This window comes from Nostoc sp. KVJ20, assembly GCF_001712795.1.
Taxonomy (GTDB): domain Bacteria; phylum Cyanobacteriota; class Cyanobacteriia; order Cyanobacteriales; family Nostocaceae; genus Nostoc.
In genome coordinates this window covers 1-19,553 of the sequence record NZ_KV757633.1, presented here as the reverse complement: position 1 = coordinate 19,553, position 19,553 = coordinate 1, and the positions used below count along the sequence as shown (strand labels likewise).

Annotated in this window: 28 protein-coding genes; 13 read left to right on the top strand and 15 right to left on the bottom strand. The window is 42.7% G+C overall.

Annotation, left to right across the window (positions count from 1 at the left end; all coding sequences use genetic code 11):
* Window positions 1–61: 61 nt before the first annotated feature.
* Complete coding sequence (locus tag A4S05_RS18865) at window positions 62–325, bottom strand: hypothetical protein (protein ID WP_141699754.1); 264 nt, start codon at window positions 323–325, stop codon at window positions 62–64.
* Window positions 326–438: 113 nt separating this feature from the next.
* On the opposite strand from A4S05_RS18865, the gene A4S05_RS18860 reads away from it, so the two are divergent.
* Complete coding sequence (locus tag A4S05_RS18860) at window positions 439–1,650, top strand: protein NO VEIN domain-containing protein (protein WP_069071338.1); 1,212 nt, start codon at window positions 439–441, stop codon at window positions 1,648–1,650.
* A 90-nt stretch (window positions 1,651–1,740) separates the two neighbouring features.
* Here the strand turns inward: A4S05_RS18860 and A4S05_RS43405 are convergent, their stop codons facing one another.
* Window positions 1,741–1,869, bottom strand: a complete 129-nt coding sequence (locus A4S05_RS43405) for a hypothetical protein (RefSeq protein WP_256091032.1) — start codon at window positions 1,867–1,869, stop codon at window positions 1,741–1,743.
* Between the two features lie 119 nt (window positions 1,870–1,988).
* Here A4S05_RS43405 and A4S05_RS18855 point away from each other — a divergent pair, with 119 nt between their 5' ends.
* Entirely contained in the window at window positions 1,989–2,210 is a 222-nt protein-coding gene (locus tag A4S05_RS18855; protein WP_029637898.1) for an AbrB/MazE/SpoVT family DNA-binding domain-containing protein, read from the top strand.
* Complete coding sequence (locus tag A4S05_RS18850; protein ID WP_069071337.1) at window positions 2,210–2,638, top strand: putative toxin-antitoxin system toxin component, PIN family; 429 nt, start codon at window positions 2,210–2,212, stop codon at window positions 2,636–2,638. Before A4S05_RS18855 ends, A4S05_RS18850 begins: the two co-directional genes overlap by 1 nt.
* On the opposite strand, the gene A4S05_RS39055 is transcribed toward A4S05_RS18850, so the two are convergent.
* The 8 genes from A4S05_RS39055 to A4S05_RS18820 form a co-directional block, all read right to left on the bottom strand.
* Window positions 2,616–2,759 carry a hypothetical protein gene (locus A4S05_RS39055; RefSeq protein WP_218107957.1) on the bottom strand — a complete coding sequence of 48 codons (144 nt, stop codon included), beginning with the start codon at window positions 2,757–2,759 and terminating at the stop codon, window positions 2,616–2,618. The two genes, A4S05_RS18850 and A4S05_RS39055, sit on opposite strands and share 23 nt — an antisense overlap.
* Window positions 2,760–2,904: 145 nt before the next feature.
* A complete protein-coding gene (locus A4S05_RS18845) occupies window positions 2,905–3,432 on the bottom strand; it encodes a YceD family protein (RefSeq protein ID WP_069071336.1) in 528 nt (175 codons plus the stop codon).
* Between the two features lie 168 nt (window positions 3,433–3,600).
* Entirely contained in the window at window positions 3,601–4,128 is a 528-nt protein-coding gene (locus A4S05_RS18840; RefSeq protein ID WP_069071335.1) for a Jag family protein, read from the bottom strand.
* Window positions 4,125–5,276: a membrane protein insertase YidC gene (yidC, locus tag A4S05_RS18835; protein ID WP_069071334.1), complete on the bottom strand. Its 1,152-nt coding sequence runs from the start codon at window positions 5,274–5,276 to the stop codon at window positions 4,125–4,127. The genes A4S05_RS18840 and yidC overlap by 4 nt, the downstream gene beginning before the upstream one ends.
* Before the next feature lie 169 nt (window positions 5,277–5,445).
* The gene (locus tag A4S05_RS18830) at window positions 5,446–5,838 is read right to left on the bottom strand and encodes a PH domain-containing protein (protein ID WP_069071333.1); all 393 of its coding nucleotides are present in this window, start codon (window positions 5,836–5,838) and stop codon (window positions 5,446–5,448) included.
* Complete coding sequence (gene rnpA / locus A4S05_RS18825; protein ID WP_069071332.1) at window positions 5,825–6,247, bottom strand: ribonuclease P protein component; 423 nt, start codon at window positions 6,245–6,247, stop codon at window positions 5,825–5,827. Before rnpA ends, A4S05_RS18830 begins: the two co-directional genes overlap by 14 nt.
* A gap of 26 nt (window positions 6,248–6,273) precedes the next feature.
* Window positions 6,274–6,408 carry a 50S ribosomal protein L34 gene (rpmH, locus tag A4S05_RS39050; protein WP_084227158.1) on the bottom strand — a complete coding sequence of 45 codons (135 nt, stop codon included), beginning with the start codon at window positions 6,406–6,408 and terminating at the stop codon, window positions 6,274–6,276.
* Between the two features lie 141 nt (window positions 6,409–6,549).
* A complete protein-coding gene (locus tag A4S05_RS18820; RefSeq protein ID WP_069071331.1) occupies window positions 6,550–7,062 on the bottom strand; it encodes a DUF2808 domain-containing protein in 513 nt (170 codons plus the stop codon).
* Window positions 7,063–7,822: 760 nt separating this feature from the next.
* On the opposite strand from A4S05_RS18820, the gene A4S05_RS18815 reads away from it, so the two are divergent.
* The 4 genes from A4S05_RS18815 (at window position 7,823) to A4S05_RS18800 (ending at window position 11,815) form a co-directional block, all read left to right on the top strand.
* Complete coding sequence (locus A4S05_RS18815; protein ID WP_069071330.1) at window positions 7,823–8,995, top strand: Re/Si-specific NAD(P)(+) transhydrogenase subunit alpha; 1,173 nt, start codon at window positions 7,823–7,825, stop codon at window positions 8,993–8,995.
* Window positions 8,996–9,107: 112 nt separating this feature from the next.
* Complete coding sequence (locus tag A4S05_RS18810; protein WP_069071329.1) at window positions 9,108–9,401, top strand: NAD(P) transhydrogenase subunit alpha part 2; 294 nt, start codon at window positions 9,108–9,110, stop codon at window positions 9,399–9,401.
* The gene (locus tag A4S05_RS18805; protein ID WP_069071328.1) at window positions 9,398–10,801 is read left to right on the top strand and encodes an NAD(P)(+) transhydrogenase (Re/Si-specific) subunit beta; all 1,404 of its coding nucleotides are present in this window, start codon (window positions 9,398–9,400) and stop codon (window positions 10,799–10,801) included. Before A4S05_RS18810 ends, A4S05_RS18805 begins: the two co-directional genes overlap by 4 nt.
* Before the next feature lie 252 nt (window positions 10,802–11,053).
* Complete coding sequence (locus A4S05_RS18800) at window positions 11,054–11,815, top strand: hypothetical protein (RefSeq protein ID WP_069071327.1); 762 nt, start codon at window positions 11,054–11,056, stop codon at window positions 11,813–11,815.
* 255 nt (window positions 11,816–12,070) lie between these two features.
* On the opposite strand, the gene A4S05_RS18795 is transcribed toward A4S05_RS18800, so the two are convergent.
* Genes A4S05_RS18795 through ndhC form a run of 3 tightly spaced genes read right to left on the bottom strand, consistent with a single transcriptional unit; the run spans window position 12,071 to window position 13,684 of the window.
* Complete coding sequence (locus A4S05_RS18795) at window positions 12,071–12,601, bottom strand: NAD(P)H-quinone oxidoreductase subunit J (protein ID WP_069071326.1); 531 nt, start codon at window positions 12,599–12,601, stop codon at window positions 12,071–12,073.
* A complete protein-coding gene (gene ndhK / locus A4S05_RS18790) occupies window positions 12,594–13,331 on the bottom strand; it encodes a photosynthetic/respiratory NAD(P)H-quinone oxidoreductase subunit K (RefSeq protein ID WP_069071325.1) in 738 nt (245 codons plus the stop codon). The genes A4S05_RS18795 and ndhK overlap by 8 nt, the downstream gene beginning before the upstream one ends.
* Entirely contained in the window at window positions 13,322–13,684 is a 363-nt protein-coding gene (gene ndhC / locus A4S05_RS18785) for a photosynthetic/respiratory NAD(P)H-quinone oxidoreductase subunit C (RefSeq protein ID WP_012411797.1), read from the bottom strand. Before ndhC ends, ndhK begins: the two co-directional genes overlap by 10 nt.
* Before the next feature lie 324 nt (window positions 13,685–14,008).
* Here ndhC and A4S05_RS18780 point away from each other — a divergent pair, with 324 nt between their 5' ends.
* The 6 genes from A4S05_RS18780 (at window position 14,009) to A4S05_RS39040 (ending at window position 16,458) form a co-directional block, all read left to right on the top strand.
* Window positions 14,009–14,344: a rubredoxin gene (locus A4S05_RS18780; protein WP_069071324.1), complete on the top strand. Its 336-nt coding sequence runs from the start codon at window positions 14,009–14,011 to the stop codon at window positions 14,342–14,344.
* Window positions 14,345–14,537: 193 nt separating this feature from the next.
* Entirely contained in the window at window positions 14,538–15,542 is a 1,005-nt protein-coding gene (locus A4S05_RS18775; protein WP_069071323.1) for a photosynthesis system II assembly factor Ycf48, read from the top strand.
* A gap of 199 nt (window positions 15,543–15,741) precedes the next feature.
* Window positions 15,742–15,990 (top strand): cytochrome b559 subunit alpha, encoded by a 249-nt coding sequence (psbE, locus tag A4S05_RS18770; RefSeq protein WP_069071322.1) that lies wholly within the window; start codon window positions 15,742–15,744, stop codon window positions 15,988–15,990.
* A 9-nt stretch (window positions 15,991–15,999) separates the two neighbouring features.
* Window positions 16,000–16,137, top strand: coding sequence for a cytochrome b559 subunit beta (psbF, locus tag A4S05_RS18765; protein ID WP_015115279.1), 138 nt, complete (start codon window positions 16,000–16,002; stop codon window positions 16,135–16,137).
* Between the two features lie 8 nt (window positions 16,138–16,145).
* On the top strand, window positions 16,146–16,268 hold the full coding sequence (locus A4S05_RS39045) for a photosystem II reaction center protein PsbL (protein WP_012411802.1): 123 nt from the start codon (window positions 16,146–16,148) through the stop codon (window positions 16,266–16,268).
* A 70-nt stretch (window positions 16,269–16,338) separates the two neighbouring features.
* Complete coding sequence (locus A4S05_RS39040) at window positions 16,339–16,458, top strand: photosystem II reaction center protein J (RefSeq protein WP_012411803.1); 120 nt, start codon at window positions 16,339–16,341, stop codon at window positions 16,456–16,458.
* Window positions 16,459–16,643: 185 nt separating this feature from the next.
* On the opposite strand, the gene A4S05_RS39035 is transcribed toward A4S05_RS39040, so the two are convergent.
* Window positions 16,644–16,754 (bottom strand): photosystem I reaction center subunit VIII, encoded by a 111-nt coding sequence (locus tag A4S05_RS39035; RefSeq protein WP_084227157.1) that lies wholly within the window; start codon window positions 16,752–16,754, stop codon window positions 16,644–16,646.
* A gap of 194 nt (window positions 16,755–16,948) precedes the next feature.
* Window positions 16,949–19,553, bottom strand: a 2,605-nt coding sequence (locus tag A4S05_RS41755) for a hypothetical protein (RefSeq protein ID WP_069071321.1), incomplete at its 5' end; no start/stop codon positions are given.

Here is a 19,553-nt window from a genome sequence, read left to right as displayed (position 1 = left end):
GCTTTGGTTATTTGTTATTCTCTCATTGTTCAGCAAAATATTAGGCGAATAGAATTCACTGCTACACAAACATAGACGCTTTGAGGCTTCCCGCAGGGTAGTCCGCCTCCGTGGAATAACGAAAAATCAAGGTTTTTATCATACACTTAGACGTAAACATTTCTGAATTACCTTTTTCGTTCATATCTCGGCTCAATACCTCTATGGGATGCAACGCCCCGTGCAACGAAGAAATACCAAAGTGCGATCGCACAGTTTGAGGAATTAACCAAAGAGTAGATTCATCGGTGGCAATGTCCACCCACTTTTTTGTAAACTTCTGCAAACTGAAAGCCGTTTATCAAGTCTTTATTAATTTGTGATGTAATTACTGATGCCTGACTAAAAACAGAAAGGTCAAGCTGAAAACAGCCAACATCAAAATTATATTTATCAAAAATGAAAACGTTGATATTTCTGTGCAATGACAATTCTGAAATTGACATCCGTGATGACATAAAAGATGCAAAGAAAGAAATTACTGCCGGAGACTTTTATTATACTACGTGGAGTTGCGGAAATAATACTAAGATTGAAGTTGGAGATAAAGCTTATTTTAAACGAACAGGCAGTAGACCGCATGGCTTTTTTGCTGCTGGTAAAGTTGTTCCTGCACTTAAACAGTACCAACTAAAAAAACAAAACGAATATGAACATCTAAGTGAAGCCTATTTAAATAGCTTCTATGGAAACAGCTTTATGGTAGTTGTTCAGATAGATTCTGTTGTTGATTTTGATCATCCTTTAGAGCAAGAAAAATTAAGGTGTATGCCTCAGTTCAGGGGAGCTAATTTCACATTTATGCAGGGAGGATGTAAGTTTGATGAAAGATTTTGTGAAAGTTTAGATTCGGCTTGGGAAGACCATTCGATGCCTCTTTCGAGGAGAGGATATGGTAAGCGTTTAGTTGATATTTTCTGCGACAAGGGCAAGAAGCACAAGGATGAGATGAACTATCAAGATGCTATTGAAGCATACAAACAGGCACTTGACATTCAGCCCGGATATTCAAAAGCCGTTAATGCCTTGAGGGTGTGTGAAAGGTTACTACATAATCAAAATACTAGAAAAATATCTGAAATCAAAGAAATAAAACCTGATAACACCTCTGAGGAATCAGAATCTTCAAACATTTCAGACTCTAGTAATGAAAGTGAAACTATTCAACCCACAAGTATAGTTAAACTTCAAAAGGAAGAAGAACAAGAAGAAGAAACGACTTCTCTAGGTGCTGGTTTTGGCAATTATCAAAAAAATAAAGAAGTTGAGAAAGCCGCAATTGATTTTGTACAAAAACAGTATGATGGCTGGGATATCCAATCTTTTGAAAGAGATAAAGTAGGTTATGACTTAACTTGTACTAAAGATTCCATAATCAAAAATGTTGAAGTAAAAGGCGTTTCTGGAGGAGAACCGGCTTTTATAATTACTGCTAACGAAGTTGAGCAGGCAAATAAAAATCCTAATTTTGTGCTTTGGGTTGTGACTTCAGCACTTAATAGCCCAAAAGGATACTGTTGGACTGGATGTGAAATGTTGTCTCAGTTTGAGCTAAAACCAGTTCAATACATGGCTAGATTACGTCCAATATTTAGAGTTGAAAAGGAGTGAGGTTGTTATGTTTAATTATGACCACCTGCATTAATTGGAGCAAGTTATACCTGCAAGTGGTCATCACGCTGCAACCATAAGCAGGTTTTATCAGCCAACGGGTTCATGCGGGTTGTAGCGATGTCTACGACGGGCTACGCCTACGCAATTGATTAAGTTGGAATTGATCAGGTGCGATCGCCATCGCGTCGCCAACGGACTTACAATACTTTGGGTCAATAGCTACACGTTTGTCAGAAAAGCTGTTTGTGTAATTGGGTTTTAGATTTAGTAAGGTAGGATGTATATACTAAAGCAAGGAATCCTTACATTTGATAGCAAAGGCTAGGAGGCAAGTCATGCTCGCCAAGTTAACTTCTAAAAATCAACTAACGCTGCCTAAAAGTATTACTCGTGAAATCGGTGAGGCTGAGTATTTTGAGGTAAAGGTGGAGGGGGGGCAAATTATTCTGACTCCTGTAAAAATTCAGCGGGCTGATGCAGTTCGATCTAAGCTGGCGGATTTAGGACTGAGTGAGCAGGATGTGGCTGATGCAGTGGCTTGGGCGCGTCAATCTTAATGGTTTGTCCACGGGTAGTAATCGATACTAATATTATCATCTCGGCGCTGATATTTGGGGGCAGAGTATCTAGGCTTCGTTTGGCATGGCAGGGCGATCTCTTCACTGTGCTGGTTTCTAAAGCGACAACAACTGAGTTAATCCGAGTGCTGGCTTATCCAAAGTTTAAGCTCACGCCAACCGAGCAAGAAGATTTACTATCGGATTACATACTCTTTTGTGAAGCTGTAGCGATGCCCGGCCGCTTGCCTGTAATTCCTGAATGTCGTGATCCCTTTGATGTGCCTTTTTTACTTTTGGCTGTGGTCAGTGAGGCTGATTATCTCGTGACGGGCGATCGCGATTTACTCAGTCTAAAAGATAATTTTTCTTGCCCGATTATCACGGCTGAAGATTTTCTAAATGTTATTGATGGTCAGTCACCCTAATTTTTCTGGTGATGCCTTGTAAAAGTGGTATTTGTTGCCATAAGTTTTCCCACTGCTTACAGAAGTCATCTACATCACAGAAGATTTGTGTAATGTCGAGCCGAGATACAATAGTAGACATAAACTTTGCGATCGCATCTTACAAGCCTCATATATTTACCACCCATGCTGTCTCTGTCGAGTTAATATTCCCGAAAGCGATGCCTAGGTTGGTAAACTACGCACGGGCGGGAAATCACAGAATTTGAGGCATAAGCAATAGGCTATTAGCCCGGAAGTTGCTTTTTCAGTGCTTCCAGAGAAGCCCAACGGTTATCAACTGGAGTTCCAGAACTATCAGAACTATCAGAACTATCAACAGTATTACTTACAGGAATACCTGGACAATTGCGATCGCATAACTGCCGCAGGGGTACTGCCAAGCACATCTGTTCATAAAGCCATTCGTTGGGATAAAAATAACCATCAGGCGGTAAGCTTTCCAGCAACTCTTCCATAACTACTTCCCTTTCTAAGGGCAAGTCATTTGGCTGATTTGCAGTTTCGTCTAACCAGATAATTTCTTTTGTATCAATCCCTAAGCGGCGATTGTATTGCTGCAAGCAGCGGTTGCAGGTACAAGTAATAATTGTTTCTGCCTGACTGGACACTTCCAGATAAGTGCCATTATGCTGCACGCGCACATGGCCACGAACTGGTGTCAACGTTTCCAGACCAGGCAGAAATTCATTAACCTGAACTTCCTCTGTCCGCTCCGATGCTCTAATTAGCTGCGGAATATAAATTGCGTCCATAGGATTTTGTGAGATATGCTCACTAACAATTAACAGTTATTATCAGTATTTGTACTGATACTACATCTTTATTTTAGCTTGTAGGAACAAGAGAAATTTTGAAATTATATAGTTATGAGCTTTCAATTAACTCCTAACTCCTAACTCCTAACTCCTAATCCCTAGCCCCTAGCCCCTAACTTCTTCCAACGAAGCTGGTCGCACAACTAGATGACGATGCGGCTCTTTACCGCGACTGAAGGTTTCCAAATCTCCAAATTCCTTCAAGAATGTATGGATTTGTCGCCTTTCAGCAGAACTAAGAGATTTGATTTCCACTTCTCTACCAGAAAAGCGCACTTCATCGGCTGCTGCTTCTGCTAATGCGCGAATTTCGGCTTCTCTTTTAACTCGGTAGCCATTTAACTCAATGGTGTAAGAGGCTTGTTCTTCCGAGGGTTGGCTCAGGTTTAAAACTGAATTTGCTAAATACTGAATCGCATCTAACACAGAACCATCGACACCAATTAATACTTGGATTTGTTCTGAGGTTAAGTTTGTTTGGTCAATTGTCAGCCAGTAGTTATCTGGTTCTGGGGAATCGCCATCTTGAGATTGGGCAGTTTCTAAATGACCCTGAATCTCAGCAGGTATTCCAGTGAGTTCCAGCAGGGTTTTTAACCACTGCTGACCTCGCTGCATCGGAATGTCGCTCATGATCCCCCTGTCGCCTTTTTCTTAGGACTTTTTGGTTCAAAGGGCAATGCCTTTTGTTCTGTGACTGCTGCTTCCTTTTCCTGGGTTTCTACGATTTTTTGCAGTTCTTCTGGTAGAGGTTCGCGGGAGAGAAGATAAGTTTGTGCGGTTTGGAAAATATTGCCAATCACCATATACATCAGCACCCCGGCTGGTAGGGGAAAGAACAAAAACATCCCAGAAAAGATGACTGGGGTGATTTTGTTAACTGTATCTTGCTGCGGATTGCCACCACTGGAATTTTGCCCGGAAAGCATTTGGCTAACATAAAGGCTGATCCCAAAGAAGACAATCATGGCGACGATATCCCAGTGGATTGTGCCATCTGGATCTTGTGCGCCAACCCTGCCTAAAGCATCAATGAATAGAAAGCCTTTTTCTGCTGCTAGTCCAGGAATTGTACCTTGAATAGTAACTTCTCCTGGTTGTAAGGCTTCTACATTGCCATCAGCATCAATTTTTACCCTATCTTCACCTTTGGTAATTTTCCAATCAGGAATCAGCTTATTTTCTGGGTGTTCTGCTAAAAGAACCTGAAATGGTTTGCCCTCAACAGTCTGATACTGTATCTTGGTTTGTTCTCCCACCGCTAGTTTGGTTCCGCTGGGAATGATTGCAGCTACTTTAACGTGTTCCCCATCTGCAACGTAAATATTTTGAGGAGCAGTAGCAAAGGCTTGCGGTTGAATTTGTTCGATTTGTTCTGCGGGAAAGATTTGCAGGTTAACGCTGTAGTTCGCACTTGCAAAAGGCGAACCCCGCAAAGTGGCGAACAGTGCGAACAAGACCGGCATTTGCACTAGTAATGGAAAACAACCTGCCAAAGGGTTGCCAAATTCTTTTTGGACATTAACCATTTCCTCCTGCTGCTTTTGCGGTTCATCCTTATAGCGCTCTTTGATTTCTGCCATCCGCTTCTGCATCAGAGGTTGTACAATTCGCATTTTCCGCATATTGCGAATTGAGCCAGCACTCAGGGGATAGAGCGCGAAGCGGACTATCAAGGTCAAAGCAACGATCGCTAATCCGTAGCTAGGCACTATACCATAGAAAAAATCTATGATTGGCAGCATCACGTTGTTCGAGAGAAAGCCGATACCAAAATCCATTATTCTGAATTCAACCTGAGGTACTGTAAACTGAATCTAATTTATCTAAATCATGATTTGTCGGCGACTATCTTTCGCTACGGATAGCCGCACATTCAAATGGGGAATAGGGAATTGGGCATGGGGCATTGGGTAATTTCCCCATCTCCCCCTGCTTTCTCTATTCCCATTACTTGTTGGCAGCAGCGCTAAATTCGGGATTTTTCGCAGCAATTCTTTCGTTAATGTAGTCATAGACTTCCCTAAAATTGGGAATTGCACGCAATTCAAGACGACTGCCGTTTCTGAGGGTTATCGCCATATCTCCCCACAAGCCAATGCCACGGGGAACTTTGACGATTTTGACAATTTCTGAGTAAACTACGTCAGTGCGATCGCGCCCTTGCCAACCTCCCGTCACTGTAATTCGGCGATCGGTGATGCGGAAACGCAGCCACAATGCCCTGACAATTGCCCCGACTGCTAATGGTATCCCGACAATGGTTAGCCCAATTAGCAGGTTGACAATTAAATCCCCAATATGGGGGCCACCTTCATAATATACGTCTTCACGAATTCCCATCGAACACCTCGGCTTGTGCCAACAACTGCTCTAATTCTTGCAGAAATTGTGGGCTTACGCACTTCGATTCTGCTGCTGTGGGTTTGACAATGACCACAAGCCGCCATCCTGGTGATAATTTGGGTAGCAAGTTGTATAAAGCAGCAGTAATTTGTCGTTTGATTCGGTTGCGAACCACTGCCCTTTTGCTGACTTTTGTGCTTATGGAAATGCCAATCCGCGTACTGACAACACGTGCTGAGTCAATTATTTGTGTAGCCTGGGTGGCAGTGTCCAAAGAAGGTTTTGATGAACACAACGGTTTTAAGGCTCTTAATGTCAAATAAGAGCCATGACGCCGAATTCCTTCCCGGAAAACTGCCTGGAAATCCTTGCGGGATTTTAGCCGATTTGCTTTGGGCAAAGCCACTGATGCTCTTTATAGCTTGATATGCCCTAAACGGCCAAACGGTGACGCCCCTTTTTTCTTCTGGCGCTAATCACGTTTCTGCCGTCTGGTGTCCGCATCCTAGCGCGAAAACCAGAGGTTCTTTTTCTCTTACGGCTAGTGCCGCCCAGTGTTCTTTTCATACTGTTCTCCTCTTAGGTGATTTTTATAAAAACTCACAATCTCTAATTTTATCACTTTATCATTGAATTGGGAATTAGATTAGGGGAGAGATGATAGGGAATAATCTGTATGTAACCTATTCCCTTCTTCACTCCCCAAATTTAATTGATGCTCAAAATCCATGTTCCCATGTAGCGCAGCAGTGGCACATCGCCAGGGGAGAGTACTTGACAATTAAAATAGTAAACTCCACCGAAGGATGGGTTTTTCACATTAGAGAAGACTACCTCAACTGGGCTACCTGCTGGTACAGGCTCTTGGGGAAAAATATTAATCAGCTTACCTTCTTTGTCCCACTTCACCTCAGAAAGTGGAACTGCTTTGCCTTTGACTCGGACTTCAATTTTATTCTGGTCAAAAGTTCCTTTGTAATAATCAGGGTAGTTAATGGCAAATTGACCAACAGCCAATTTCATTCTTTGGGCTGGAATCCTTAATCTGTATCGATCCCAACCATTAGCTTGTCCACCAAAATCTAACCGGAAGGGCAGTTGATTTTCGCTTTTGACGCCGCTAAACAGCGTAAATCCGGGTAAGCTTTGCGCCCAAGTCAGGGCTGGAAATACAGTAACTAAACAGCTAGTCACGGCTAAAGCGGAAAGTATACGTCGCATAATTGGGCTTCCTCTACCAAAATATAAATCTGTTATCTAAAATAACCGTGTGTTAGTATTCGTTACTAAAGTTTACTACTCACTTCCTGACAATTGACGTTCAATAACAGTAAAAAGTGTCATTCTCCCTGATGTTTGGGCATAGTAAAATTGCTTAGTTATAAATTTAACTCATAATCGATTTATTTCATTCCCCTTACAGAGTGCTGATTTGATGACTAGGTTAGTCAAATTTTGAACTAAATAGAAACACAGTTGGGATTGGATTGTGTTTCTAAATATGTATAAGTGTATCTAAATTTGAGAATTTTGTTATAAAAATTGAGGCGTACCATCAGCGATCGCCAGTTAACTTAGGCTAAATTGATTAAAATAAGTTGGAATCGAAGTCGTAATCATTAAAATTTGATTGGGAAATTATAAAGCCTTCAAAATTCGGTCAATATTACTCTATAAGAAAGGAATACCAAAATTTCTCAATCCCGAAAATAAGCTAAAGATAAAGATGCAAAATTTGGGAATCAATTTAGGATGTGCAATACGTAACCCTGTTTGCAACTATCTAAAAATATGACATCTGCGAACGGCAAAGTTAGGCTTTGCCTGGAGAGCTAAGAGTGGGAGAGGAAAGTTTCAAGGTTCAATCTACAAGTAAAATTCATGGCTGATGTTCCTGCCTAAGTACTATGAGTGCGGGACACGCCTCATCTAGACAATCGCTTACTTGGCAGAGATTAGGTATTTATCTTCAGGAGATTTCATGAGAATAGCAGTTGCTAAAGAAATTGAAGTTTGTGAACGTCGTGTAGCATTAATTCCTGACACCGTTGCCCGATTGGTAAAACAAGGTTTGGAAGTGTGGGTAGAAACAGGTGCAGGAGAGCGATCATTTTTCAGTGATTCTGATTATGAAGCCGCAGGAGCCACAATAATCAGCGATACTGCCAAATTATGGGGCGAAACAGATATTCTGCTGAAAGTCAGCCCACCACAAGAACGAGAAGATGGACGTTCAGAAATTGATTTATTAAAGGAAGGGGCTGTTTTAGTCAGTTTCCTCAATCCTTTGGGAAATCCTGTTGTCGCACAGCAATTGGCAAATCGGAAAGTCACAGCTTTGAGTATGGAGATGATTCCCCGTACTACCAGGGCGCAAAGTATGGATGCTTTGTCTTCGCAAGCTTCATTAGCAGGTTACAAAGCAGTACTAATTGCGGCAGCTGCATTACCAAAATATTTCCCGATGTTAACCACAGCCGCAGGTACGATCGCACCAGCGAAAGTATTTATTATGGGCGCTGGTGTCGCCGGATTGCAAGCGATCGCCACCGCCAGACGTTTAGGAGCAGTTGTAGAAGCCTTTGATATTCGTCCCGCCGTCAAAGAAGAAGTGCAAAGCTTAGGGGCAAAATTCGTTGAAGTCAAATTAGACGAAGAAACCGTTGCTGCTGGCGGTTACGCCAAGGAAATTTCTGAAGCTAGCAAACAACGTACCCAAGAAGTTGTCGCTGAACACATTAAAAATTCTGATGTGGTGATTACCACTGCTCAAGTTCCTGGGAGACAAGCACCACGGCTCGTCACTGAAGAAATGGTGGTACAGATGAAACCAGGTTCAGTAATTGTGGATTTGGCTGCTGAACAGGGTGGTAACTGCGCCTGTACAGAACCAGGTAAAGATATTGTGTGGAACGGTGTAACAATTATCGGCCCCATCAATCTCCCATCATCGATGCCAATTCACGCCAGCCAATTGTATGCCAAGAACGTAACTTCGTTGATGCAATTGCTAATTAAAGACAAGGCTTTGCAGGTAGACTTTAGCGACGACATCGTTGACGCAGCTTGCGTTACCCACGCTGGTGAAATTCGCAATCAACGAGTGCGGGATGCGCTACAAGCTTTGAATACTCAACAACCAGCAGTTAATTAGGGACTGGGAAGTAATAATTTTAGATTTTAGATTTTAGATTGAAATTTAATCCAAAATCCAAAATCCAAAATCGAATCGCCCCACTCCCACTTACAAAAGGAGTTTTGATTTCATGACAGAGGCATTACTTGCTGCTTTGTTTGTATTTGTTTTGGCATCTTTTATCGGTTTTGAAGTCATCAACAAAATACCACCGACTCTACACACGCCTTTGATGTCAGGCTCAAACGCGATTTCCGGGATTGCGGTACTTGGAGCAATAGTTGCTGCTGGTGCAAAAGACACAAGTGTGTCTGTAATTCTCGGTTTGATTGCTGTAATCCTGGCAACAATCAACGTTGTGGGTGGTTTTTTAGTCACAGACAGAATGTTGCAAATGTTCAAGAAGAAGGAGATTAAGGCGTGAGCGACTTTTTACCAACTGGCATTCAGCTGACGTATTTAGTCGCTGCATCGTTATTCATTCTGGGCTTGAAAAAGCTGGGATCACCTGCTACAGCGAGAAACGGTAATATTGTAGCGGCTGTGGGAATGCTGCTAGCGATCGCAGCAACAATGCTCGATCAACATGTGTTGAACTACGAGATGATATTGTTGGGCTTGGCGATTGGATCGGGAATTGGTGCGATCGTTGCCTACAAAGTCCAAATGACGGAAATGCCCCAAATGGTGGGTTTACTCAACGGTTTGGGCGGTGCAGCTTCGGCACTAGTAGCCGTTGCGGAATTCTGGCGGTTATTGGATAGTTCTCAGACAATACCCCTAGATGTGAACATTTCCATGCTATTGGACGTGTTAATCGGTGGCGTTACCTTCACAGGTAGTTTTCTCGCCTTTGCCAAATTACAAGGTTTAATTAGCGGTTCCCCGATTACATTTCCATTCCAGCAACCATTTAACCTCTTGCTTTTGGGTGCTTATATAGTAGGTAGTGCGTATTTAATCATCACACCAGATAGCTTACCCATATTCTTGGGAGTGGTTGGCGTTTCATTGGTGCTGGGCGTGATGTTCGTCATCCCCATTGGTGGCGGCGATATGCCAGTGGTAATCTCGCTGTTGAACTCGTTGTCAGGTGTGGCGGCGGCGGCGGCTGGGTTTGTGGTGATGAACAATATGTTAATCATCGCTGGTGCTTTGGTAGGAGCATCTGGCTTAATCCTCACTGAGATTATGTGTAAGGCGATGAACCGCTCCTTATTTAGTGTGCTGTTCAGCGCTTTTGGTACAGGTTCTAGTTCTGGTGGTGCTGCTAGTGGTGGTGCAACCGATCAAAGTGTCCGCAGCATTGATCCTGAAGAAGGGGCGATGATGTTGGGTTATGCCCGTTCTGTAGTAATTGTGCCAGGTTATGGTATGGCAGTTGCCCAAGCGCAACATAGCGTCCGGGAATTGTCAGATCAGTTAGAAAAAATGGGTGTTGATGTCAAGTATGCCATTCACCCCGTTGCTGGGAGAATGCCGGGGCACATGAATGTGTTGCTGGCAGAGGCAAATGTGCCTTATACGCAGTTGTACGACATGGATGATATTAATCCCCAGTTTGATCAAGCGGATGTGGCTTTAGTAATTGGGGCAAATGATGTTGTAAATCCGGCGGCGCGGAGTGATACAAGTAGCCCGATTTATGGTATGCCGATTTTGGAAGTAGATCGGGCGAAGCAGACGATTGTGATTAAGCGCGGGATGAGTACGGGTTTTGCCGGTGTAGATAATGAGTTGTTCTACAAGGATAAAACGACAATGCTCTTTGGTAGCGCGAAGGATATGGTGGCGAAGTTGGTTTCGGAAGTGAAGCAACTTTAACGAACCGCAAAGGCGCAGAGAGCGCGGAGTAAAGAAAGAATTAGAGAGTTGGCTTGCCTTGGAGGTGTGATGCTTCTGAGGCAAGTTTTTTGTGGGAAAATTGCCTCATGCAAAGGCGCAAAGAATAGAAAGTTTATTTATGAATTGATAATGTCTGAAAATTTTCACTTTAGTTATTTAACTTGACATTCCATGTATGCTCAATTATTTTTGATGAACAAGTTTTAAATTTCTAATTAAAATAATAGAGTTATGTTCAGTCAAGATTTTTTTAATGATGAGCTTCTAGAAAAAATAGTTGATGCATTTTATGGATATGGTAATTATCAAGGAAATTATTGGTTTATTGGTATGGAAGAAGCAGGAGGAGATTTTAACGAAATTAATAACAGAATAAAGAAATGGTCAGAGAGAGAACAGAAGGAAATAGAAGATATTGCAGAATATCATGAAGCTATCGGATATGGTGCGAGTTTTAAACCAGGTGCAAAATTGGATGTGCCAGTCTGGAGGACATTAATTCGTATTATATTGAGTGCTAAAGGAAAAGATAATATTGACCTAGAAGATATTCGTAAATATCAAATAGAGGAACTAGGTAGAAAAGATAAAGAGACTTGTTTATTAGAATTATTACCTTTACCCTCACCATCTCTTAAACATTGGATATATGGTGAATATTCTAAGCTTACTTTTTTATCTAATAGAGATACTTATGAAAATTATTGTCTTGAAAAGCGAATAAATCATATTAGTCAAAGAATAAAAGAACATCAACCTAAAGCGGTTGTTTTCTACGGTGTGGGATATGAGCCTTCTTGGAGAAGAATAACTGAAAAAATAAAGGATGTTGAGTTTTCACGAACTTCAGAAGGTTTTTTAATTTGTAGAAATAGTCAGACTGTGTTTGTTATAACTAAACATCCTGTATCTATAGGTGTAACAAGTGAATATTTCCATAATATTGGTAGATCAATTGCTACTAAAATAGGGGAAAAACCATTATTTGCGTAGTTTGTGGCTCGTTTAAAAAAGGCGATCGCCAAAATTCCACAAAATAACTAATTTGACTTACTTTGGAAAATATCGATAAATATTGTTAATGCGTAAGTCCTATAGTCAATGAATTACAGCAAATATTGCCAACCAACTGTTACATGAGACACCAAAAACATAACCCCTCTCCGCCACCGGAAAGGGGTTAATCACTGCCGAAACCCAGCACTATATTGTACAGACGCGATTCATCGCGTCTCGATTCAGCAATCTCTAATAAGCATCTTGCAACTCGTAGAAATCAGGCGAGATGTAATCCTTCCGCAAAGGCCAACCTACCCAATCTTCCGGCATCAAAATCCGCTTGAGATTTGGGTGTCCTTCGTAGATAATGCCGTACATATCGTAAGACTCGCGCTCTTGCCAATCTGCGGTTTTCCAAATCCAGTACACAGAAGGCACTACAGGATTTTCCCGTGGTAAGAACACCTTAACTCGAACTTCTTCGGGGCGATCGCTATTATCACCGACTTTAATCAAGTGATACATACTCACCAATTCTTGTCCTGGGCCAAGGTCAATACCACCTTGACACTGGAGATAATTAAACCCATAAGCATAAAGGGCTGTAGCGGTGGGAAGCAAGAAATCTGCCGGCACCTTAATTATCTCTACACCATTCTTGTCTGGTGCTAAAAACTCATGGTCAAAGCCATTTTCCGTCAACCACTGGGAAACTTTACCCGCTTGTACCAATGCCTCTTCTTTTACTGCCGGTACTGGTTTAGATTCTTCTTCAGCCACGGGTTTGTTCCTCCTTTTGCGCCTTTTCTGTCAGCATTGCAGGTGGTATTGGCATACCAATCGCTTCCGCCAATTCCTTCGGTGGTGCAGAGCGAGTTGCTGACTGCAAATACTTACCAGTTAAGATTTCCTCTACTGGCTTCAAATTATGAGTCGTGCTGTAATAGCGGTGAGTTTGCTTAATTTTATCCCGCTCTTGCATCGATTCATTGGAGATTTTCTTCCGCAGCTTGATGATTGCGTCGATAATTGCTTCTGGACGGGGAGGACAACCAGGTAAGTACACATCCACAGGAATCAGTTTATCGACTCCGCGCACTGCTGTGGGGGAATCAACACTGAACATCCCGCCAGTAATTGTGCAAGCTCCCATCGCAATTACATACTTTGGCTCTGGCATTTGTTCATAAAGACGCACCAGTTGGGGAGCCATCTTCATCGTAATAGTCCCTGCCGTAATAATTAAATCGGCTTGGCGGGGGCTAGAACGGGGAATTAGCCCAAAACGGTCAAAGTCAAATCGGGAACCAATTAAAGCTGCAAACTCAATAAAGCAGCAAGCAGTACCAAACAGCAACGGCCACAGACTAGAAAGCCGCGCCCAGTCGTAGAGGTCATCAACCGTCGTCAAAATGACGTTTTCTGAAAGGTCTTGAGTGACATTGGTACGCTCAATGGGGTTGATGATTCGCTCTTTGCCCTGGGTTGTTAAGTTAGAATTCAAGACCATTCCAAAGCTCCTTTACGCCACGCGTAAACTAAAGCGACTACAAGAATTGCAATAAAGACTAGCGCTTCAATAAAAGCCAATAGCCCCAAACGGTGGAAAGCTACCGCCCAAGGATACAAGAAAACAGTCTCCACATCAAAGACGACGAAGACCAGAGCAAACATGTAGTAGCGAATGTTGAACTGAATCCAGGCTCCCCCGATGGGTTCCATACCAGATTCATAGGTGGTGCGACGTTCTGGAGCGTAACCACTGGGTCGTAGGAGCTTGGAAGCTGAGAGCGCTAAGGCAGGTACTAGGCTACAGATGATGAAGAAGCCTAGAAGGTACTCGTAACCGCTGAGGACAAACACAATGAGTATCTACCGCTTATGGAGTATTTTAAGTAGTGAGTTTTGAGTGCTGAGTGCTGAGTGCTGAGTGCTGAGTGCTGAGTGCTGAGTAGGGAATCTCACTTCTTTACTCAGAACTTTCGGAACTCGGAACTGTTTTACTCAACGCCCAATCCCTTAACTGCGTAACTTTCTTTTACATTATATCTGTTTGGTTTTTCTGAAATCTGGGAAACAGACGGACTTCAAGTATTTGATTCACTTTTGCTAGTGATAGAAAAGTCTAACAATTATGTCATAATTTTTAACGTATATTTAAGATTTCTTCTCTGCGAGGCCTTAGCCATGAGCGAACCAGCTGTTGAGACTCCGGTGTTAGACCGCTACGAGTGTCGCGCCTGCGGTTATGTTTACGAACCTGAGAAGGGAGATGACAAGCATGATATTCCTTCAGGGACACTCTTTGCAGAACTCCCTATAAATTGGCGCTGTCCAGTTTGTTCTGCTAAAAAGACCGCTTTTGCCAACATCGGCCCTGCCGGTACTGCATCCGGCTTTAAAGAAAATCTCGGTTATGGTTTGGGTGTTAACAACCTAACGCCAACCCAAAAGAATATCCTAATTTTTGGTGCTTTGGCTCTTGGGTTCTTGTTTTTTATCAGTCTTTACGGCTTACAATGACAGCCTTTGAGGAAGAATTCAGAATTCAGGAGTCAGAATTCAAAAGTCAGAATCAAGACGCTCGTTCCTCGCTACCGCTTCTCTACCAGAGGCTTTACACTGCGCTAACAAAATTCAAAATGAAAAGACCAGGATTTTAAAGCATCCTGGCTGCCAACTGCTACAAAAATTTAGAAATAACTAAGAAATACTGATGCATTCAATTGTGAAAGGTTGGCAACGAATATTTGCCTTGTTAATAGTAGTTTTGATGTGCATAGGTTGTAGCAAAGTTCCTTCTGTTAGCTACAACCCTTGGAAAGTCATTTCTGTGCCAACAGACTCGAATCTATTGGATATTGCTTTTACTAATAACCCTGAACATGGCTACTTAGTAGGTAGCAATGCCACTTTATTGGAAACTAATGACGGTGGTAATACCTGGAAACCAATAATACTGCAACTGGATGAGCAGAAGTATCGCTTTGACTCAGTAAGTTTTGCAGGTAAAGAAGGCTGGATTGCCGGAGAACCCGGACTGTTGCTGCACACTACCGATGAAGGCGCTTCTTGGTCGCGTATCCCCCTGAGCGAAAAGCTACCAGGTAGTCCGATCGCAGTTAAGGCACTGGCAGACAATACAGCTGAAATGGCTACTGATGTGGGAGCCATATATAAGACCACAGACGGCGGCAAAAACTGGAAAGCCCAAGTGGAATCAGCAGTGGGTGTGGTGCGTAACTTGGAACGTTCTCCTGATGGTAAATATATTGCGGTTTCTGCTAAGGGTAGTTTCTACTCGACTTGGGAACCAGGACAAGAGGCTTGGGTTCCCCATAACCGCAATAGTTCTCGGCGGTTAGAAAACATGGGCTTTGGTGAAAATGGGCAATTGTGGTTGCTAGCTAGAGGAGGTCAAGTTCAGTTTAGTGACCCAACTAAACCTGAAGAATGGCAAGAGGCAAAATATCCAGAATTATCCACCAGTTGGGGTTTACTGGATTTGGCATATCGTACACCCGATGAGATTTGGGTAGGTGGCGGTAGTGGTAATTTGTTACGGAGTGGCGACGGTGGCAAAACCTGGGAAAAAGACCGTGACATAGAAGAAGTTGCAGCTAATTTGTACAAGATTGTGTTCTTAGAGCCAGAACGGGGATTTATAATTGGCGATCGCGGCGTTTTGCTCAAATATTTACCAAACCCTGAAGCAGCTTAATGGGGACTGGGGACTGGGGACTGGATACGAGTTTTCCCAATACCCAATCCCTAATACCCAATACCCAATCCCCAATCCCTAATACCCAATCCCCAATCCCCAGTACTTATTTCTGAGAAGAACGTTGCAACTTGTAACTCTTTCTTAACTTTGTAGGATAATAAACTCTATAACATTCTTTGTGGAGGTAGGGATCTAAATGTCAGGTACCACTGGAGAACGTCCGTTTTCAGACATCATTACCAGCGTTCGTTACTGGGTAATTCACAGCATCACCATCCCGGCATTGTTTATTGCTGGTTGGCTATTTGTGCAAACTGGACTGGCTTATGATGCTTTTGGCACACCTCGTCCCAACGAGTATTTCACACCAGCACGCCAAGAAGTGCCCATTGTGAAGAACCGTTTTGAAGCGAAAAAACAAGTTGAACAATTTATTGGAAAGTAGTTTGAGATCATGACTAGCGGCAATAACATCAATCAACCAGTTACCTATCCAATTTTTACCGTTAGATGGCTGGCAGTTCACACTTTAGGTGTACCAACTGTATTCTTTTTGGGCGCGATCGCCGCAATGCAATTTATTCAACGTTAGGAGCAATTATGGTAGAAAGATCGCCCAACCCCAATAATCAGCCGGTTGAACTAAACCGGACTTCGCTATACCTGGGACTACTACTAGTTTTCGTTCTGGGGATTCTGTTTTCCAGTTACTTCTTTAACTAATTGGAACTACTGTTGTTAATCTTTGTTTATTGAACGTGTGTTGATTTGTTGTTAAGGGAGGAGAGAAGCTGTGTCTGGAAGTGGGAGAATTCCCCTGTGGGTCGTCGCTACGATCGCAGGTTTAGGTATAATTACAGTCTTGGGCATTTTCTTTTATGGTGCCTACGCCGGACTCGGTTCTTCGATTTAACATCAGTTAGTTTGAACCGAACACTATAAGTTAGAATTTTCCAGCATTTGTTGAGAAATCAACGTTAAAAAAACCGCCTGTCTCATAGAGACAGGCGGTATTAATTTTGGTCAATAGTCATTTGTCCTTTATCCTTTGTCATTTGTTTCTTGCAAATGACTAATGACTAATGACTATTGACTACATCAGCTGATATCGTCGCTTTCAATGTATAAAAATAGAAACGCGAAGGTTATAGCTGGTAAAACCCAACCAATGATGGGAACGAAGATAGAAGGCAAAAAGGAAGCTGCCATAGTAAAAGTTCCTGTTAAATAACACTACAATTCAAAATGAGCTTACTGCAAATCCTGCCAGATTTTTGAAATTCTAAAGATTTTTAACACAGCCCATGTTGAGAGTGGGGGAAATGAGGGAGATGAGGGAGCAGGGGAAGCAGGGGGAGGAGAAGCAATGCCCAATGCCCAATTCCCAACGCCCAATACCTAAGTTACATACCCAGGAGTTCATCTAGCTCTAAGTTTGGCAAGTCTGGAGGAATTACAGTTCGCACTATTGTAACTTTGTGACTCTCTTGTTGGGTTGTCAGATCAAGTGCGATCGCTTCCAAGCGAATTTCCAAACAGCCAAAGGGAATGTTTAATTGCGTTATTACTTCCAACCCTCCTGATGCATTAGGTAGCAAATTTGTCAATAAATGAGGCCCATCTAGTAACCAGCGAGTTTGATAATCTTCAAGCCATAACTTGACAACAACTTGCGGAGGTACTTCAGGCAGTACTACCCGTACTAGCAAAGACTTGCCAGCGATTAGTTCGCCTTCTGGCACATGCAACTGTGGAATTGGCAAAGGCTTATTAGTTGCTGCAATCATAGGTAAAGAAGGGGATAAATCTAATAGTGCTTGCTCCTTTTCTTCAAAGAGGTAACTCCTCGTTGCATCGGCTTCTAGTTCACTATATGTATCATCTACAACGATTTCTTGCGCCAACCAAGCTGACGCTATATTTACTTTTATCGGAGGAGGGGGGGGCGGTAGTTGTGTTACCAGAGCCGATGAAAGTGTTGCTTCTTCTAATACTTTTTCTAGTTCCGTATTTACTCCTGTCCCCTCTGCTTCCTCTGCTGTGTCTACATCTTCCCCAAAGTTACTCAGTTCGTTAGCCAACCCTTGGTCTTCTTCCCATGTTTCCTGTTCGTGCCATGTCTGAGTCAGGATAAGTTCTGAGTGACCCCAATCTTCGCTCAGATTATTCTCCGTGTTGGTATCTAGATTTAACGACAAGTTGATATCAAGATTCGTAGTTTCTGCACTAAGAGAAACTGGTGTCTGCTGCGCTGAAACATAGTTATCGTAGTCTTGAAGTTGCAGATTATTGATGGATTCAGGCAAAGAGTATCCTTGGCTCTGCATCCACTTCCTGAGTAAAGGAGATGAGTAAAGATTGCCTGTTGTGATGAATTGTGAATTTTGCTGGGCTTCGATTTCAGCAACGGATTCTTCCTGAAATTGTGTATTTGGTTGGGCTTCGGCTTCAGCAACAAATTCTTCTTGAAATTGTGTATTTGTTTGGGCTTCGACTTCAGCAACAAATTCTTCCTGGAATTGTGCATCACCTACTACTAATTCAGGTGTATTTTCATCTTCAGCTACAATTGCATCCAACTGCGGGAAGTCTTCAGCCGCCTGAACTTCCAAGGCTTCTGGGGGGACATTGTTTTTTACTTCTTCTTCTGCATCACTTGGCAAAGCTTGTAGCCGTTTCAAGTATGGCAAAGTAGTACCGAGTATTGGCATTCGACGTTGCCTGATGACCAACTGCTCCAAGTTAATTGCAGCTATAGTAGCATCCTTTTCTAGAAGCTCCTCCTGTATGGGGGGTTCTGCAACAATATCTGCTGTGGGAGAGTTGGCATCGGTTTGAATAGGAGGCAGTTTCGGCAATTGAGGCGAAGTGCCTGAGTTCTTTAACTTAGATGTTGTCCGCAAGGTGGCTTCTCGCAGAACTTGCAGATTTATTTGCGGTGGTAGGGGTGTGCTTGGGGATGAATTAAGTATCTGTTGCTGGTCTGTTTTTGGAATTTTGACCAGATTGAATAGTTTCAAATCGAGCTTAACAGGTGTCTCTGGTTCTGTGAAAGCAGTAGATGAGTCTGATGGTGTTATGGGGTCATTTAAGGATGTACTAGGTTTTGCTGCGGCTGTGATTGCCAGTAATTCCGTTACATCTGCTGTAATGGTGAAGGACTGACTAGCTAACTGGATAACTTCACCAGCATCGGCGAATTTACCATACAAACTAATATCTGCCAAAATTAACTTGGATTCACAGTCAGCAGGAATATCAATTGAGGTATTGATGGTGAAGGGTAATTCCTGATCTGGCAAGGATTGCCGTACCTGGGTCAAGATTTTCGACTCTAGGGGCGATCGCAGTTCAATTCCTAGTTCAATTGACCGCAGGCTTTCTGGGGATAATGTTTCAGCCTGCTCTAGATTTGTCTTTTCTTTGAGTTCTATGTATCCATTGATTGTAAGAGCGTGTCCCCAACGAGCAATGTAAGTATCCTGATCTAAAGTTAGCTGTAATGGTGGCGGTGGTTGTGTTGCTAGAGAATCTGTAAGCTTTTCATCTTGGGGCAGCAGTTCAGAAGTGGGTAAAGCTAAATCTATTAAATTTTGTAAAATCTGCTCTGCCGTCTCACCTTTGAGCCACACAGGACTCACAGGCTCATTGATAACTATATCTTCTTCCGTTTCATCTGACAGAACAGTGGTAGAAGGGTTGCTGTATGTAGTAATTGCCACTTCTGTAGAAACAGCGATCGCATTATCAAATGTAATTGCGGGTTCTGTTGGGGCAGTGTATTCTAAGTTCTCTTCTGGGAGAACAGCGATAGTGGGGTTGCTGTGTAATTCTGTAGAAACAGCGATCGCATTATCAAATGTAATTGCGGTTTCTGCTGGGGCAGTATATTCTAAGTTCTCTTCTGGGAGAACAGCGATAGTGGGGTTGCTGTGTAATTCTGTGGGAACAGCGATCGCATTATCAAATGTAATTGCGGGTTCTGTTGGGGCAGTATATTCTAAGTTC

Bases quoted from the DNA above. Each gene is read 5' to 3' on its own strand.
- A4S05_RS18815 (WP_069071330.1), top strand. From the start codon at position 7,823: ATGAGAATAGCAGTTGCTAAAGAAATTGAAGTTTGTGAACGTCGTGTA.
- A4S05_RS18775 (WP_069071323.1), top strand. From the start codon at position 14,538: ATGCATTCAATTGTGAAAGGTTGGCAACGAATATTTGCCTTGTTAATA.
- yidC (WP_069071334.1), bottom strand. From the start codon at position 5,276: ATGGATTTTGGTATCGGCTTTCTCTCGAACAACGTGATGCTGCCAATC.
- A4S05_RS18840 (WP_069071335.1), bottom strand. From the start codon at position 4,128: ATGAGCGACATTCCGATGCAGCGAGGTCAGCAGTGGTTAAAAACCCTG.
- psbF (WP_015115279.1), top strand. From the start codon at position 16,000: ATGACTAGCGGCAATAACATCAATCAACCAGTTACCTATCCAATTTTT.
- A4S05_RS18800 (WP_069071327.1), top strand. From the start codon at position 11,054: ATGTTCAGTCAAGATTTTTTTAATGATGAGCTTCTAGAAAAAATAGTT.
- A4S05_RS18855 (WP_029637898.1), top strand. From the start codon at position 1,989: ATGCTCGCCAAGTTAACTTCTAAAAATCAACTAACGCTGCCTAAAAGT.
- ndhK (WP_069071325.1), bottom strand. From the start codon at position 13,331: ATGGTCTTGAATTCTAACTTAACAACCCAGGGCAAAGAGCGAATCATC.
- A4S05_RS18830 (WP_069071333.1), bottom strand. From the start codon at position 5,838: ATGGGAATTCGTGAAGACGTATATTATGAAGGTGGCCCCCATATTGGG.
- A4S05_RS18845 (WP_069071336.1), bottom strand. From the start codon at position 3,432: ATGGACGCAATTTATATTCCGCAGCTAATTAGAGCATCGGAGCGGACA.
- A4S05_RS39035 (WP_084227157.1), bottom strand. From the start codon at position 16,754: ATGGCAGCTTCCTTTTTGCCTTCTATCTTCGTTCCCATCATTGGTTGG.
- A4S05_RS18820 (WP_069071331.1), bottom strand. From the start codon at position 7,062: ATGCGACGTATACTTTCCGCTTTAGCCGTGACTAGCTGTTTAGTTACT.
- rpmH (WP_084227158.1), bottom strand. From the start codon at position 6,408: ATGAAAAGAACACTGGGCGGCACTAGCCGTAAGAGAAAAAGAACCTCT.
- A4S05_RS18850 (WP_069071337.1), top strand. From the start codon at position 2,210: ATGGTTTGTCCACGGGTAGTAATCGATACTAATATTATCATCTCGGCG.
- A4S05_RS39045 (WP_012411802.1), top strand. From the start codon at position 16,146: ATGGTAGAAAGATCGCCCAACCCCAATAATCAGCCGGTTGAACTAAAC.
- A4S05_RS18860 (WP_069071338.1), top strand. From the start codon at position 439: ATGAAAACGTTGATATTTCTGTGCAATGACAATTCTGAAATTGACATC.
- A4S05_RS18810 (WP_069071329.1), top strand. From the start codon at position 9,108: ATGACAGAGGCATTACTTGCTGCTTTGTTTGTATTTGTTTTGGCATCT.
- A4S05_RS18780 (WP_069071324.1), top strand. From the start codon at position 14,009: ATGAGCGAACCAGCTGTTGAGACTCCGGTGTTAGACCGCTACGAGTGT.
- psbE (WP_069071322.1), top strand. From the start codon at position 15,742: ATGTCAGGTACCACTGGAGAACGTCCGTTTTCAGACATCATTACCAGC.
- A4S05_RS39055 (WP_218107957.1), bottom strand. From the start codon at position 2,759: ATGTCTACTATTGTATCTCGGCTCGACATTACACAAATCTTCTGTGAT.